The 15,412-nt window shown below is 69.3% G+C and carries 11 protein-coding genes; 4 read left to right on the top strand and 7 right to left on the bottom strand.

Going from position 1 to position 15,412, the window contains the following annotated elements:
* The first annotated feature begins 93 nt into the window (after nt 1-93).
* The gene (locus RIN75_RS29840; protein WP_309115371.1) at nt 94-3,597 is read left to right on the top strand and encodes a ThuA domain-containing protein; all 3,504 of its coding nucleotides are present in this window, start codon (nt 94-96) and stop codon (nt 3,595-3,597) included.
* Nucleotides 3,598-3,675: 78 nt separating this feature from the next.
* Here RIN75_RS29840 and RIN75_RS29835 read toward each other — a convergent pair whose 3' ends face one another.
* From RIN75_RS29835 to RIN75_RS29810, 6 genes are all read right to left on the bottom strand, one after another.
* Nucleotides 3,676-4,992: a PHB depolymerase family esterase gene (locus RIN75_RS29835; protein WP_309115370.1), complete on the bottom strand. Its 1,317-nt coding sequence runs from the start codon at nt 4,990-4,992 to the stop codon at nt 3,676-3,678.
* Between the two features lie 64 nt (nt 4,993-5,056).
* Nucleotides 5,057-6,376, bottom strand: a complete 1,320-nt coding sequence (locus RIN75_RS29830) for a ricin-type beta-trefoil lectin domain protein (protein ID WP_309115369.1) — start codon at nt 6,374-6,376, stop codon at nt 5,057-5,059.
* 887 nt (nt 6,377-7,263) lie between these two features.
* Nucleotides 7,264-8,742 carry a glycoside hydrolase family 43 protein gene (locus tag RIN75_RS29825; protein WP_309115368.1) on the bottom strand — a complete coding sequence of 493 codons (1,479 nt, stop codon included), beginning with the start codon at nt 8,740-8,742 and terminating at the stop codon, nt 7,264-7,266.
* Nucleotides 8,743-8,757: 15 nt separating this feature from the next.
* On the bottom strand, nt 8,758-9,588 hold the full coding sequence (locus tag RIN75_RS29820) for a carbohydrate ABC transporter permease (protein ID WP_309115367.1): 831 nt from the start codon (nt 9,586-9,588) through the stop codon (nt 8,758-8,760).
* Nucleotides 9,585-10,535, bottom strand: coding sequence for a sugar ABC transporter permease (locus tag RIN75_RS29815; RefSeq protein ID WP_309115366.1), 951 nt, complete (start codon nt 10,533-10,535; stop codon nt 9,585-9,587). The genes RIN75_RS29820 and RIN75_RS29815 overlap by 4 nt, the downstream gene beginning before the upstream one ends.
* 7 nt (nt 10,536-10,542) lie before the next feature.
* On the bottom strand, nt 10,543-11,799 hold the full coding sequence (locus tag RIN75_RS29810; protein ID WP_309115365.1) for an extracellular solute-binding protein: 1,257 nt from the start codon (nt 11,797-11,799) through the stop codon (nt 10,543-10,545).
* 140 nt (nt 11,800-11,939) lie between these two features.
* On the opposite strand from RIN75_RS29810, the gene RIN75_RS29805 reads away from it, so the two are divergent.
* Nucleotides 11,940-12,977 carry a LacI family DNA-binding transcriptional regulator gene (locus RIN75_RS29805; protein ID WP_309115364.1) on the top strand — a complete coding sequence of 346 codons (1,038 nt, stop codon included), beginning with the start codon at nt 11,940-11,942 and terminating at the stop codon, nt 12,975-12,977.
* 75 nt (nt 12,978-13,052) lie between these two features.
* Nucleotides 13,053-13,583, top strand: coding sequence for a hypothetical protein (locus RIN75_RS29800; RefSeq protein ID WP_309115363.1), 531 nt, complete (start codon nt 13,053-13,055; stop codon nt 13,581-13,583).
* Between the two features lie 71 nt (nt 13,584-13,654).
* Here RIN75_RS29800 and RIN75_RS29795 read toward each other — a convergent pair whose 3' ends face one another.
* A complete protein-coding gene (locus tag RIN75_RS29795) occupies nt 13,655-14,611 on the bottom strand; it encodes a hypothetical protein (RefSeq protein ID WP_309115362.1) in 957 nt (318 codons plus the stop codon).
* Between the two features lie 326 nt (nt 14,612-14,937).
* Between RIN75_RS29795 and RIN75_RS29790 the strand changes: the two genes are divergently transcribed.
* Nucleotides 14,938-15,412: endo-1,4-beta-xylanase (locus RIN75_RS29790; protein ID WP_309115361.1), on the top strand; the 475-nt coding region annotated here is incomplete at its 3' end.

Raw genomic sequence — 15,412 nt, 5'->3', positions numbered from 1 at the left:
CGCGGCGATCGGGGGCTTGACCGGCGCGGCGGTCGCGGGCCGCGCCGGGGAGATGTGGGCTTCCAGCGTGGGGAGCCTGTGAAGGGAGTGGTGATGCGCCCCAAAGTGGTGCGACACAGATTGCGGCGCGCGGCCTCGCTCATCGGGGCCGCAGCGCTGGTGTTGGGACTGACGGCTCCGGTGGCCTCGGCACATCCGGAGGGCCTGCACGTCCTGTTGTTCAGCAAGACCGCAGCCGGGGCGTACCGCCACGACTCCATCCCCGCCGGCATCGCGATGTTCGAGCAGCTCGCCGCCGAGCGCCAGTGGGAGATGACCAAGAGCGAGGACTCCTCGGTCTTCAACAACGCCAACCTGGCCACCTACGACGTCATCGTCATGCTCCAGACCTCCGGCATGGTCTGGGACACCGACGCCCAACGCTCCGCCATGCAGACCTTCGTGCGCAACGGCGGTGGTGTGGTGGCGATCCACAACGCCACGGACATGAACATCGAGGCGCAGTTCCCGTGGTGGGACCAGTTCCTCGGCATGACCATGACCCAGCACTCGGCGATCGTCCAGGGCACCGCCAAGGTCGCGGACAAGAAGCACCCCTCCGGCGCGGGTCTGCCGGACCGGTGGGTGCGCACCGAGGAGTGGTACAACTTCGACCGCAACGTCCGGGGCAACGCCCACGTCCTGGTCACGGCCGACGAGACCACCTACAACCCCGGCTCGAACGCGATGGGCTTCGACCACCCGATCTCCTGGTGCCGCAACTTCGAGGGCGGAAGGCTCTGGGCCACCGCGATGGGCCACCAGGCCTCGGCCTACTCCGAACCGCTGTTCAAGGCCCACGTCGCGGGCGGCGTGGAGTCGGCGGGCGGGCACGTGCCGGCGGACTGCGGGCCGACCGTGTGGGGCAGCTTCGAGAAGGTCGCGCTGGACGAGACCACGATCGCGCCCGGCGCGGTGGACGTGGCCCCGGACGGCCGGGTGTTCTTCACCGAGTACGGCGGCAAGCTCAAGATCTTCAAGCCGAACACCCGCACCACGGTGACCGCCGCGACCTTCAACGTCTACGGCAGCGGCCAGAACTCCGAGGACGGCCTCACCGGCCTGGCCCTGGACCCGGACTTCGCCACCAACCGGTGGGTCTACCTCAACTACTCCCCCGGTGACACCAGCGAGCAGATCGCCCGGGTGTCCCGGTTCACCATGAACGGCGACACCCTCGACCGGTCCACCGAGAAGGTCCTGCTCACCATCCCCGCCTGGCGCGAGAACGAACCCGGCCACACCGGCGGCTACCTCGCGTTCGGCCCCGGCAAGAACCTCTACATCGGCGTCGGCGACGACATCAACCCGTTCGCCTCCGACGGCTACTCGCCGATCGACGAGCGCGCCGGCCGCAAGTGGTGGGACGCCCAGGGCACCGCCGCCAACACCAACGACCTGCGCGGCAAGGTCCTGCGCATCCACCCCGAAGCGGACGGCACCTACACCGTCCCGTCGGGCAACCTGTTCGCCCCCGGCACGGCGCGCACGCGGCCCGAGATCTACGCCATGGGCTTCCGCAACCCGTTCCGGTTCAGCGTGCACCCGACGACCGGCGTGCTGTACGTGGCCGACTACGGTCCGGACGCGGGCGCGGACAACGCCAACCGCGGACCGGGTGGCCTGGTGGAGTGGAACATCGTGAAGTCGCCGGGCAACTACGGCTGGCCGTACTGCGTCGGCAACAACACCCCCTACAACGACTACGACTTCGCCACGAACCGGTCGGGTTCGAAGTTCAACTGCTCGGCACCGACCAACAACTCGCCCAACAACACCGGCCTCACCACCCTCCCGGCCGCACGCGCCGCGGACGTCTGGTACGGCAACAGCGCCACCGAGGGCAACAAGTTCCCGGAGATGGGGACCGGCGGCGAGGGGCCGATGGGCTTCCCGATCTACCAGTACAACGCCAACAACCCGTCACCCACGAAGTTCCCGGCCTACTACGACAACGTCCCGTTCCTGGGCGACTGGTCGCGCAACCGGATGTGGGAGTTCCGCACCGATTCGAACGGGAACCTGCTGAAGATCAACAGCTTCCTGCCGAACATGTCCTTCGCCTCGCCCATGGACATGAAGTTCGGCCCGGACGGCTCGATGTACCTGCTGACGTGGGGCACGGGCTGGGACGACAACGTCCACCTGCCGGGCGCGGGCCTGTGGCGCATCGACTACAACGCCGGTGAACGCAGCCCGATCGCGCAGGCGTCCGCTACTCCGTCCTCAGGTGGGACGCCGTTGACGGTGGCGTTCTCCAGCGCGGGTTCGCGAGACCCCGAGGGCGGCGCGCTGACCTACCGCTGGACCTTCGGCGACGGCGGGACGTCGACCCAGGCCAACCCCTCGCACACCTACACCACCTCGGGCACGTTCAACGTGCAGTTGACCGTGACCGACCCGACCGGCAAGACCGGCACCGCGAACCTCACGGTGACCTCCGGCAACACCGCGCCCACGGTGCGGTTCACCGGACCGGTCGACGGCGGCATGTTCGGGTGGGGCGACACCATCCCCTACGCGTTGTCCGTCACCGACGCCGAGGACGGCACGATCAACTGCGCACGGGTGGTCACCCAGCCCAACATCGGCCACGACTCGCACAAGCACCCGCTGGGCAGCCCGATCACCGGGTGCTCGGGCTCGTTCCGGGCCGAAGCGGACGCCGAGCACCAGAACGGCAACGCGCACATCATCGGCTCCGCCGAGTACACCGACAACGGCGGCAACGGACTGCCGGCGCTGACCGGCAGCGCGTCGGTGGTGCTGCAACCCAAGCGCAAGCAGGCCGAGCACTACAACGGCTCGTCGGGCGTGCGGGTGGTGGCCCAGTCCGGGGCCGAGTCCGGCGGGCGCGTGGGCGACATCTCCAACAACGACTGGATCTCGTTCAAGCCGGTCAACTTCACCGGGATCGACCAGGTGTCCTTCCGGGTGTCCTCGCCCTCGGGTGGCGGCACGATCGAGCTGCGGGCGGGTTCGCCCACCGGCACTCTGATCGCGTCCGCGCCGGTGACCTCCACCGGTGGCTGGGACAACTACGTGAGCCTGCCCGCGGTGAACGTGACCCGGCCTTCGGGGACGGTCGAGTTGTTCGTGGTGTTCAAGTCGTCGGCCAACAACAGCTTCGACCTCGACTCCATCACCTACGTCGGGGCGGGCATCGGGTCCGGCGGCGGTGGCACCACGGCGAAGCAGATCGTCGGCATCGGCAGCAAGTGCGTCGACGTCAACGGCTCGGCCACGACGGACGGCACGAAGGTCCAGCTGTGGACGTGCGGCACCGGTGACAACCAGAAGTGGACGCAGGTCGGGTCCACCTTCCAGTCGCTGGGCAAGTGCCTGACCGTGGCGAACAGCAGCCAGACCGACGGCGCGCTGGTGCAGCTGTGGTCGTGCAGCGGGGCGCCCGGGCAGAACTGGTCGGTGCAGGCCGACGGCACCATCCGCAACGGCACCAAGTGCCTCGACGCCTACGGCGCCAGCTCGGCGGACGGCACGCAACTGATCATCTGGTCGTGCAACGGCGGCACGAACCAGAGGTGGACCCTCAGGTAGCGGGCCCTGGAGGTAGTCAAGCACTGGGAAAGCCGCCGGCGCCGGGTCCACACCCCCGGCGCCGGCGGCGTCTTCACCTCAGGTGCGGGTCCAGCGCTGGTTCTGCTGGCCGGTGCAGGTCGCCAGGCGGACCTGGCTGCCGTTGGCGGTGCCGGCGGGTTCCAGGCACAGCGACTGGCCGGTGATCGTGCCGTCGGTGTTCACGCGCCACTTCTGGTTGGCGCCGCCGTGGCACGTCCAGATGATCACCGGGGTGCCCGCGGTCGTGCCGCCGGCCTCCGCGTCGAGGCAGCGGCGGGAGTCTCCGGTGTAGACGGTGAGTTCGCCGGCCGCCGTGGCGGTCCACTGCTGGTTCGCGCCGCCGTGGCAGTCCCAGAGCTGGACCCGCGTGCCGGGCGAGGTGGATTGTCCGGCCACGTCCAGGCACTTGTTGCCGCTGGCCGAACGCAAGGGAGCGGCCACCGGTGCGCTGCCACCGCCGTTGTCCAAGCCGAGGAAGGAGATCGCGTACGCGAGCATGCCCGCCTGCGGGAGGGTGTGGCCGGTGCCGGTGATGCTGATGCCCTCGACCGTGGCCTTGGTGGTCGTGTCGCCGTAGCGGGTGCGGGTCCAGCTCGACTGCGGGCGGTCGGTGAAGGACGGGGTTTGGCTCAAGCCGTGGAGGTTGGTCCACTGCTTGATCTCCTCGCCGAAGTTCCGGTACGCCAGGGTGGTGTCCTGGTCGCCGTGCCAGAACTGCATCCTCGGGTAGCGGCCGGTGTAGCCGGGGAACATGTTGCGGGCCGTGTTGCCCCACTCCTGCGGAGTCCGGGTGATGTTGCCGCCGGCGCACTGGCTGTTCCACAAAGACCCGTTGGTGGTGGCGAAGCAGCCCGCCGGGACGCCGGAGAACGCCGCGCCGGCCGCGAAGACGTCCGGGTACTGGGCGGCCAGGACGTTGGTCATCATGGCCCCGGAGGAGAAGCCGCTGACCACGATGCGGGCCGGGTCGACGTTGTAGCGCTGCCGCGCCCAGGTGACCATCGCCATGATGCCGGTGGAGTCGCTGCCGCCGTTGCGGGTCAGCCCGGCCTGGGTGGACACGTCGAAGCAGCGGCCCTCGCGGGTGGCCTCCGGGACCACCACGACGTACCCGTACCGGTCCGCCGCGGTCGCGAAGTCGCGGCCGTTGCCGTTGAAGATCGCGCTCGCCGAGCCGCCGCAGTAGTGGACCAGGACGAGCAGGGCGGGTTGCGCGGCGACGGTGTCGGGCGCGTAGACGTACATGTTGAGGTTGGTGGGGTTCGTGCCGAAGTTCGTCACGCGGGTCAGGGTCGCCGCGGACGCCGTGCCGGACGTGATCAGCGTGGCCGCCAGCAGGGCCAGGGCCAGCGCGGTCGAGAGCAGTCGTCTCATCAGTGGCTCCTCGAAGAAAGACGGCGGCCGGGCAGGTGCCCGGCCGCCGTCGTGCTGCTGACGCCTAGGCCTTGGCCCAGCGCTGGTTGGCGCCGGTGTGGCAGGTCCACACGATCACGGTCGAGCCGTTGGCGGTCGCCGCGCCGTTGACGTCCAGGCACAGCCCGGTGCGGACGTTGCTGATCGTGCCGTTGGTGTTGAACGTCCAGTTCTGGTTGGTGCCGCCGGTGCAGTCCCAGATCCGGGCACGGGTGCCGGCGGTCGCGTTCTCCGGGACGTCCAGGCACTTGCCCAGCACCCGGAGCGTCTGGCCGTTCTGGGAGAACTGCTGGTTGGCGTTGGCGTGGCAGTCCCAGATGATCATCGGGCTGCCGGTGGCCGAGTTCGCGCCCTCGACGTCCATGCACCGACCGGAAGCCTCGCCGCGCAGGCGGAACGTGGTCGGGGCCGGCGGGGTCTCACCGGTGAAGAACTTCCACACCTCGCCCTTGACCCAGCTGCGCGCGCCGGACTCGCAACCCGAGCACCCGTCCACCGGGCCCTGCTGGTGGCCGCCGTCGAAGGCCGCCCAGACCACCGGGTAGCCGGCCCGGCAGCCGGAGTAGGTGGTGGAGATGTGGGTCAGGCTGCCGCGGGCCGGTTCGGGCGCGTTCTGCGGCGTGCAGCCGTTGTTGCGGACGAACCGGTCCCGCATCCCGCGGCCCGCGCCGATGTTGTCGGAGATGCCGTGGATGCCCATGTACGCCACCGGTTGCGTGCCGCCGTTGCAGCCGCTGATCTCGCCCGGGGCGGCGATGGCCGCGACGGCGCGGAACACGGTCGGGCGGGAGCACGCGAGCGAGTAGCTCATCGCGCCGCCGTAGCTGAAGCCGAGGGAGAAGACCTGGGCGGTGTCCACGCACAGGGCGTCGCCGATCCGCCGGATCATGTCGTCGGTGAAGGTGACGTCCTCGCCGCCGGAGTTCGCCCAACCGTTGCCGATCCCTTGCGGCGCGACGAAGATGGCGCTGTTGTCGGCGAGGCGGCGCAGGCCGTAGTAGGCGTAGACGTCACCGTCGGAGCCACCGGAGGCGACGTCGTTGGCGGTGCCGCCCCACCAGTGGAAGCCGAAGATCAGCCGGTACTGGCGGTTGGGGTCGTAGTTGGCCGGGACGCTGAGGATGAAGCTGCGGTTCTTGCCGCTGCTCTGGATGTTGTGCGTGCCGCTGGCCAGTCCGGGGGCCTTGCCGCAGCCGGGTGTGGCGGCGAGCGTGGTGCCTCCCGCCGGGGCGGCGTCGCCGGGGGCGGCGTACGCCGGGCCGTTGACGCCCGCACCGATGAGGGCCAACGCGGCCAAGGCCGTGGTCAGCCCCCGCCATCGGCGGAGGCGGCCGGTGTGTCGCATGGATGTGCTCCGATTCTCCTGTGAGGGGACCGGATCGCGGCATCCGCGGCGGATCGGACGCTGGTTGTCGAACCGGTTCGATCAGGCAGTCAGCCTACGCGCGACACCGTCGAATAACTAGCGATGCCGGCCTTCGAACCAATTCGAACAACCGAGTCTCCTCCGCAACCAAGCGAGGCAGTCCGCCTTGCCGGGCGGGCAGTCCGCCCGAGCGGACACACCTCAACCTGGGCTTCTTGCTTGTGTCATCCCCGTATGGCCCGCCCGAAGGGCTACCACATTTTTGGTCGGGCGCAGCCGAAAATTTTGTGAGGAACGAGCAAAATTTTTAGCGGCATCCGACCAAAAATGTGGTCGGCTTTGCCGGGTCATGCGGGGATGACACAAGCAAGAAGCCCCCGCAGTTGTAGTTGTGCCATCCTTGGCGGCTCGCCCGCCGGCGAGGCGCTTTTAATCTTTGAAATTGGCTTACGCGCTCAAGCCCACGCTGCGCGCGTGTAGACGCAACGCGCTCCGCGCTACTGGAGGAGGAACGCGCTTCGCGCTCTTGAACGCGCTGACGCGCTCGCAAGCTCGACGCGCTGCGCGCTCTCAAGCGAAAAGCGGCCTGGAGGCCGCCAATGGGGGAGGGAAGGGCGTCGGTTCCCACCGCATGGCCTGGCAAAGCCAACCACAGATTTCCCGGGTGCCGCTGAAAACTTTTGCTCGTTCCTCGCAAAACTTTTTGGCTGCACCCGGGAAATCTGTGGTAGCCCTTCGGGCAGGCCATACGGTGGGGGAACCGAAGCCCCACCTGTGGCTGGGAGCCCGGCCCGCCGCGCGGAGGCGGCGGAAGAGCGCCGCTGCGCGGCGGAAAACGGGTGGTCACCTCACCTTTGGAATGCGAGCTAGCGTTGGCGGTAGTCGAACCAGTCGAAGGACGCTGTGCCCTCGGTGACGTACATGCCGATCACGCGGCCGGTGAAGCCGGAGGCCACCTCGGTGGACAGGTAGCGACCGTCCAGTTCGGTCAGGAGCGTGCCGTTGACGTGGAACCCGACCAGGTCCGGTCCCAAAGCCTTGCCACCACTTGTCGCTTCGTCCTCTTGCGTGGGCAGGCGGGTCGTGACGGTCAGGGTCACCGGGCCGTCGGGCACCTCTGTCGCCGCCACGGTGTGGCGCAGCGGGCCGATGCGGGCGATGACCTCGGCGCGGCCTCCGGCCACTTCGAGGTCGTAGTGGTGGGCCTCGTCCAAGCGCACCGACAGGCCTGCCCGCGCCGAACCGGGGTCCAGCAACACTTCCGAGTGCGACTCCTGGTGCTGCTGGCGGCGGCCGATGAAGGTGTGGCCGGGTTCGTCGAGGGTCGGGCCGGTGGCGTGCAGGGTGAGCCAGCCCGGGCGTTCGGTCAGCGACCACGACTCGTCGGGGCGGACGCGCGGGGAGATCCACTCGAAGCCGAGCGCCGGCCCGGTGAAGTCGTCGCGGACGGGTGGCGGGTCGAACGGGTGCCACGCGTTCGGGGCGCGCTCGGTGAGTTCGACCGGGCCGACCCGGGGCCAGCCGTCGACCCACTCGACCGGGGTGAGGAACGTTTCCCGGCCCAGCGGGTGGTAGTTCGGGGTGAAGCCACGCGGGCGGGTGGCCAGGAGGACCATCCACCACTCACCGTCCGGAGTGGACACCAGGTCCGCGTGACCGGTGCTCTGGATGGGACGGTCGGTGCCGCGGTGGGTGAGGATCGGGTTGCCGGGCGCGGGTTCGTAGGGGCCGCGCGGGTGGCGGGCGCGGGCCATGGCCACGGTGTGGCCGCGTTCGGTGCCGCCCTCGGCGATCATCAGGTACCACCAGTCGCCGATCTGGTACAGGTGCGGCGCCTCCGGCCATTGCAGACCGGTGCCCGACCAGATCGGCCACGGACCCTCCAACACCTTGCCCGCCAACGGGTCCACCCGCGCGAGCTGGACGCCGTGCACGGTGCACCAGCAGTTGCCGTCCTCGTCCCAGACCAGGCTCGGGTCGATGCCGGGCAGGTCGATCCACACCGGGTCCGACCACGGGCCGGCCGGGTCCTCCGCGGTGACGACGAAGTTGCCGCCCTCCGAGACGTTGGTGGTGATCATGTAGAACAGGCCGTCGTGGTACCGGATCGTCGGCGCGTAGATGCCGCGCGAGGCCAGCGCCTCGGCCGGCATCGGCAGTTGGGACGGCCGGTCCAGGACGTTGCCGATCTGCCGCCAGTGCACCAGGTCCCGGCTGTGCAGGATCGGCACGCCCGGGAAGTACTCGAAACTGGAGCACACCAGGTAGTAGTCGTCGCCGACCCGGCAGACGCTGGGGTCCGGGAAGAACCCCGGGACCACCGGGTTGTCGAAGCTCCGCGTCATGTTCCGCCTTCCGGGTCAGCCCTTGAACGCACCTTCGAGGATGCCCGCGACCATCCGCCTGCCCACGAGGACGAACACGAAAAGCACGGGCACGGTCGCGAGGAACGAGCCGGACATGGCCAGCCCGAGGTCGATGTCGTAGTTGTTCTGCAACGCCTTGATGGCGATCTGCGCGGTGAACCGCTCCGGCGACTTGAGCACGATGAACGGCCACAGGAAGTCGTTCCACGCGGTCACGAACCCGAACAGGCCCAGCACGAACGCCGCCGGCCGCACGATCGGGAACACGATGCGCCAGAACACCTGCCACGTCGAAGCGCCGTCCAGGTAGGCCGCCTGCATCAGCTCGTCGTTGATCGTGGCCACGATGTGCTGCCGCATCCAGAAGATCCCGAACGCGCTCGCCAGCCCCGGCACGACCAGGGCCTGCAACGTGTCCACCCAGCCCAGCTCGGACATGATCAGGTACTGCGGGATCACGGCCAGCTGCGTCGGCACCGTCATCGTCAGCAGCACCACCAGGAACAGCACGCCGCGCCCCGGGAACCGGAGCTTGGCGAACGCGAACCCGGCCAGCGCGCACAGCAGGGCCTGGCCCACGCCGATCGCGGTGGCCACCACGACGCTGTTCACGATGGACTGCAGGAACGGGACCGTGGTGAACACGAGCCCGGCCAGGTGGAAGAAGTTGCCGCCCGGCACGATCTCCGGCGGCATCTGCGTGGCCGCCGCGGTGTCGGTGGTGGCCACCACGAACATCCAGTACAGCGGGAACAGCGACACCGCCGACGCGACGGCCAGGACCCCGTACTGCCACCAGCGGACGTTGTTGTGGCGCGCGCTCATCGATCCGCCTTGATGCGACTGGACAGCAGGTAGTTCACCGCGGCGACGAACACCACCATGAGGAACAGCGCGACGCCGATCGCCGACCCGTAGCCGAACTCGTAGCGGCCGAAGCCCTGTTCGTACAGCATGAGCGTGAGCGTCTGGCACTGCCGGACCGAACCGCAGGTCAGCGACGAGCCCGGGGACACCAGCAGCGGTTCGGTGAAGATCTGCAGACCGCCGATGGTGGAGGTGATCACGGTGAAGATGATCACCGGGCGCAGCGCCGGGACGGTGATGTGCCGGAACCGCTGCCACCCGCCCGCGCCGTCGATGGCGGCGGACTCGTAGACGTCGCGCGGCACCGCTTGGAGCGAGGCCAGGTAGAGCAGCGTGGTGTAGCCGAACCACCGCCACGTGACCATGGCCGCGATGACGACGTGGCTGCCCCACGTGGACCCGACGAAGTCCACCGGGTCCACGCCGACCAGGCCGAGCAGCCAGTTGAGCAGGCCGAAGTCGCGGTCGAACAGCTGCGCGAACACGATCGCGGTGGCGGCCACCGACGTCACGTACGGGACGAGCACGGACATCCGGAAGAACAGCGCGGCCCGCAGCCGGGCGTGGTTGAGCAGGTGGGCCAGCAGCAGCGCGATGAACAGCTGCGGCACCGTGGACAGGAACCAGATGCTCACCGTGTTGCGGGTGGCGTTCCAGAACCTGGGGTCGTCCAGCATCCGGGTGAAGTTGTCCAGGCCGATGAACGTCTGGTCGCCGATCGGGTTCCAGTCGAACAGCGCCACGTAGAACGTGAACAGGAACGGGAACAGCCCGAACACGGCGAACAGCACGAAGAACGGCGCGATGTAGGCGTAGGGCGCCAGCCGCTCCCGCAGCGGGGTGCCGACCCGAGGGGCGGGCGGCTCTGCGGGAGCGACCGGGACGGGCGCCAGCGTGGTGCTCACGGGCGGCTCACTTGCCGATGGCGGTCTTGATGTTGCGGACGGCGTCGTCCCACGCCGTGGCCGCGTTGCCGCCGTTCTCCTCGACGTTGGTGATGGCGTTGAGGAACTCGGTGCCGATGGTCGTGCTGTCCGGTCCGATGTAGAACGGCTTGAGGCCCAGCAGGGACTGCGTGTAGATGGTGCCGATCGGGGCGCCGGAGAAGAACGGCTCGCTGCGCGCGGTCAGCTGCGGGTCCTGGTAGACCGACGGGGTGGTGGGCAGGGCGCCGGACTTCACGAAGTGCTCCAACTGGCCCTGCGGCGACTGCATGGTGCGGATGTACTCCCACGCGGCCTTCGGGTTCTTCGCGCGCTTCGGGATGGCCAGGTAGCTGCCGCCCCAGTTGCCGGACTTGCCGGGGACCGTGGCGAGGTCCCACTTGCCGGCCGTGTCGGGGGCGTTGCTGCGGATGGCGTTGAGCATCCACGACGGCGCGGCGACCACGGCGAACCTGCCCTGCGCCATGCCGGCGCTCCAGCCCTCGGCGAAGGAGGCCAGCTTGGCCGTGATGCCCGCCTGCGCGGCCTTGATGCCCAGGTCGAAGGCGCTCTTCACCTGCGGGTTGGTCGAGTAGACCAGCTCGCGCTTGTCGTCGTAGTACTTCTGGCTGCCCTGGTTGACCGCCTGGTAGAAGACGCTCGTGGCGGCGTTGTCCACGAACGGCTGGCCGGTCTTCTCGGTGTAGCGCTTGCCGGTCTCGATGAACGCGTTCCAGTCCGGCCACAGCTTGCCGACCGACTCGCGGTCGGTGGGCAGGCCGGCGGCGGCGAACAGGTCGGTGCGGTAGGCCATCGCCATGCCGCCGACGTCGGTGGGGATGCCGAGGATCTGGCCGTCCTTGGCGACGCTCTGCGCCATCACCCAGTCCAGGTAGTCGCCCTTGATCTCGTCCGCGCCGAGCGTCTTGAGGTCCACGAAGTTCTGCGGCTGCTCGACGAACTTGGGCAGGTCGTCGCCCTGGATCAGCACCAGGTCCGGCACCTTGCCGCCGGCCAGCGCGGTGGTCAGCGACTGCGCGGTCTCCTGGGCGTTGCCGACCTCGGTGAGCTTGACCTCGACCTCGGGGCGCTTCTTCTTGTACTCCTCGACGGCGGCCTTCTGGTTGATCCCGCTGAACGACCAGAACTCGAAGGACTTGCCGTCCCCACCGCCACCCTCGCCGCTGCCCGGTGAGCACGCGGCGGTGACCAGTAGCACCGCGGCGACGATGGCGCGGAGTTTCATGTGTTGCCTCCAGACCGTGGCGGTTCGAAATATTCGGCGGATCGCCGGAATCTTTCGGCAGCGAAAGTAGGCCGCAGATCCACTGACCGTCAAGGGTTTGCGCAAGCAGACCGAAACGTTTCGACGGTTACACTCGCCGCATGAGCCCGGCGCGCCGACCCGCAGCGGAACCGAACGACCAGGCCGGCGCGACGATCAGCCAGCTCGCCGAACTGGCCGGCGTGTCGGTCGCGACGATCTCCAAGGTGGTCAACGGCCACCCCGACGTGGCGCCCGAGACCAGGGCGACGGTCGAGGGCGTCATCCGCGCGCACGGCTACCGCCGCAAGCGCCGCGCCACCCGGTCCCAGCTGGTCGAGGTCGTCCTGCACGCGATCACGGGCGACTACGCCACCGAGATCCTCAACGGCGCCGCGCAGGTCGCGGCGGCGCACGGCCTGGCCGTCGTCGTCTCCGAACTGCACGGCCGGCACACCCCCGACCGGGACTGGATCGAGGGCGTCCTGGCCCGCCGCCCGGCGGGCGTCGTCGCGGTGTTCTCCGGACCCACCCCGTCCCAGCAGGAGCGGCTGCACAGTAGGGGCATCCCGATCGTGCTGGTCGACCCGACCGACGAGCCGGACCGCGGGGTGTGGTCGGTAGGCACCAGCAACTGGAGCGGCGGCCTGTCCGCGACCCGGCACCTACTTGAGCTGGGCCACCGCCGCATCGCCACCATCACCGGCCCGTTCCGCACGCTGTCCGGCCGAGCGCGCCTGGACGGCTACCGGGCCGCGCTGGACAACGCGGGCGTCAAGGTCGACCCGGCCCTGATCCGGGAGGGCGACTTCCAGATCGCCGACGGCCGCGAGCACACCCGCGACCTGCTGCGCCTGCCCGACCCGCCGACCGCGATCGTGGCGTGCAACGACGGCACCGCGTTGGGCGTGTACCAGGCGGCCCACGAAGCGGGGCTGCGCATACCGACGGATCTCAGCGTGGTCGGCTTCGACGACATCCCGTCGAGCCGCGAGATGATCCCGCCGCTCACCACGGTCCGCCAACCCTTGCGCGACATGGCCGCCGCCGCCACCGAAGCCGTCCTGGCCCTGTCCCGCGACGAACCCCCGCGGCAGAGCCGCCTGGTCCTGGCCACCGACCTCGTCGTCCGCGCCAGCACCGCACCGCCGGCGCGCTGACGTACATCGTCGAACTACGTAACGCCCGTGGCGGCAGGCCGATACGCCGGTAACCCGACTACGTCAGGAGATCCCATGGGTGCGGTCACCGGCACGATCCCGTTCTTCCCGTCCGACGACGACGACGCCATCAGCCTGCCCTTCGCGCAATGGCTGTTACGGACGATCAAGAAGAAGGCCGACAACGAGGAAGAGGACTTGGCCTACGCGAAGGGCGAGTCCGAACGCCACCTCTACGTGTGGTACAAGTCCCACGAGGTCGTGGGCAAGGGTGCCGACCACTTCCGGGACAGGGAGCACCTGCACCTCATCGACCAGGACACCGACGTCGACATCAGCACCAAGACCGTCGACCCCCCGACCACCCGCCGCGACGGCACGTACGAGAAGGCCACCGCCGAGAGCAAGGCTTCGAAGCACCACACCGGGACGAAGGCCATCAACAGGGGCACGAGCCTGCCGATCACGGTCTGCACCAGGAACGCACCGCCGGACGTGGTGGTCGAGTGGCAGCGAAACCTGATCGCCTACCTCCGCAAGGAGACCTTGGGATGGCTGCGCGACGCGGGCGCCACGGAAGAGCAGCTCCGGGAGTTCCTCGCCTGACGACCCGCCGGTACGCGCGACAGTGATCATGTGGCCGGGAAGGGGGTACCCGGCCACATGATCGGTCGGCGTCAGGGCCGGGCGGTGTTGAAGTAGACCTTGTCGTCCAGCCCGCGGACGAACAGGTGCAGGTCGCCGTTGTAGGCGCTGTAGTCGTTGGCGGCCGGGCCGCTCCGGGTCAGGCCGTTGCCGGGCAACGGGGTCCAACTGTCGAAAGCCGTGCCGTCGTAGGAGATCATGTACAGGCGGTCGTCGCCACCGCGGGCGAACAGGCGCAGTTCGCCGCCGTAGGCGGCGAGGCCGAGCGGGCCGGCGGTCCAGCCGTTGCCGGGCACCAGGATCCAGCCCGTCCAGACGCCGGACGCGAACGTGTTGAGGTAGATGCGGCCGTCGTCGGCGTGCGCCGCCAGGCGGAGGGTGCCGTTGTACGCGGTCACGGCGGGCGCGTCCGGGGTGGTACCGCCGCCGGGGAGCACGCTCCAGCCCGACCAGCCGGTGGCGCTGTGCACGTTCTCGGCGAGCAAACCGTTGCCGGCCCGCACGATCAGGTGCAGCGCGCCGTCGACGACCGCGGCGGTCGGGGCGCTCGGCGTGGTGCCGCCGCCGGGCACCTCGGTCCAGGCGGACCACGCCGTGCGGGTGCTCGTCGTGAAGAAGAGGCGGCCGGCGTCGTCGCGCACGAAGACGTACAGCATGTTGTTGTGCACGGCGACCGCCGGTGCGCTGGGGGTGGTGCGGCCGCCGGGCACCGGGTTCCAGCCCGACCAGTAGGTGACCGTGCGGTCGCTGCGGGCGTTGTGCACGATCTGGCCGTCGGCGCGGCGGGCGAAGACGTACTCGTGGTCGCGGAAGTTCACCACCGCCGGGCTGGAGGTGATCAACTGCCCGCCCGGCACCTCCGCCCAGCCCTGCCAGGACACGTCGGCGGTCCGAGCAGTCCCGACCGTCGGTTGAGCTGTCGCCGGCGAGCCCACCAGCATCGCGCCCGCGACGCCCAACGCCGCCGTCAACCCCGTGATTCTTCGCACCAAAGCCTCCTCGTCAGCGGCGCCGGGTGATGTCCCGGCGCCATGCCACGGGAGCGGTCGAGCCGCCGCGCAGATACCCCCGCGGGGTTTTTTCGGCCCTACGGCCGCGGCCGCTGCCCGATCCAGGCCATCGCCCGGGGTCCGGGTGCCACGGGTGTGAGCGCGATTCCACGCGCGTCCGCCACGGTCTTGTGGACCGAAACTTCTGGTGCCACACTCCGAATTGCTCGTCGAAACTTCCGCCAGAGTTTCGAAACTTCACGAGTTCGCACACCCCACACCCGCCCGACAGGCGGACGGGTGTCCTCCAGAAGGTGTCCACACACATGAAGCTGACAGCGACGTCAGTGTCACGAGCCGCGCTCGTGACCGCCTTGGTGGCCGTCACCGGTGGCGCGGTGATCTACTCGGCCCCATCGGCCTCGGCCGCGACCACGCTCGGCGCGGCGGCGGCGCAGACCGGACGGTACTTCGGCACCGCCGTCGCCGCGGGCAGGCTGGGTGACTCGACCTACACCGGGATCCTCAGCCGCGAGTTCGACATGGTCACCGCCGAGAACGAGATGAAGATCGACGCGACCGAGCCGAACCAGAACCAGTTCACCTACGGCAACGCCGACCGGATCGTGAACCTCGCGCTGTCCCAGGGCAAGCGGGTCCGCGGGCACACGCTCGCGTGGCACTCGCAGCAGCCGGGCTGGATGCAGCGCATGGAGGGTTCCGCGCTGCGCCAGGCGATGCTGAACCACGTCACGAAGGTGGCGAGCTACTACCGGGGCAAGATCTACGCCTGGGACGTGG

This window comes from Saccharothrix sp. (assembly GCF_031180885.1).
Lineage (GTDB): Bacteria > Actinomycetota > Actinomycetes > Mycobacteriales > Pseudonocardiaceae > Actinosynnema.
The sequence above is the reverse complement of the archived record's forward strand: the minus strand, read 5'-3'. Positions and strand labels throughout refer to the sequence as shown.

Bases quoted from the DNA above. Each gene is read 5' to 3' on its own strand.
- RIN75_RS29820 (WP_309115367.1), bottom strand. From the start codon at position 9,588: ATGAGCGCGCGCCACAACAACGTCCGCTGGTGGCAGTACGGGGTCCTG.
- RIN75_RS29805 (WP_309115364.1), top strand. From the start codon at position 11,940: ATGAGCCCGGCGCGCCGACCCGCAGCGGAACCGAACGACCAGGCCGGC.
- RIN75_RS29810 (WP_309115365.1), bottom strand. From the start codon at position 11,799: ATGAAACTCCGCGCCATCGTCGCCGCGGTGCTACTGGTCACCGCCGCG.
- RIN75_RS29840 (WP_309115371.1), top strand. From the start codon at position 94: ATGCGCCCCAAAGTGGTGCGACACAGATTGCGGCGCGCGGCCTCGCTC.
- RIN75_RS29835 (WP_309115370.1), bottom strand. From the start codon at position 4,992: ATGAGACGACTGCTCTCGACCGCGCTGGCCCTGGCCCTGCTGGCGGCC.
- RIN75_RS29825 (WP_309115368.1), bottom strand. From the start codon at position 8,742: ATGACGCGGAGCTTCGACAACCCGGTGGTCCCGGGGTTCTTCCCGGAC.
- RIN75_RS29830 (WP_309115369.1), bottom strand. From the start codon at position 6,376: ATGCGACACACCGGCCGCCTCCGCCGATGGCGGGGGCTGACCACGGCC.
- RIN75_RS29800 (WP_309115363.1), top strand. From the start codon at position 13,053: ATGGGTGCGGTCACCGGCACGATCCCGTTCTTCCCGTCCGACGACGAC.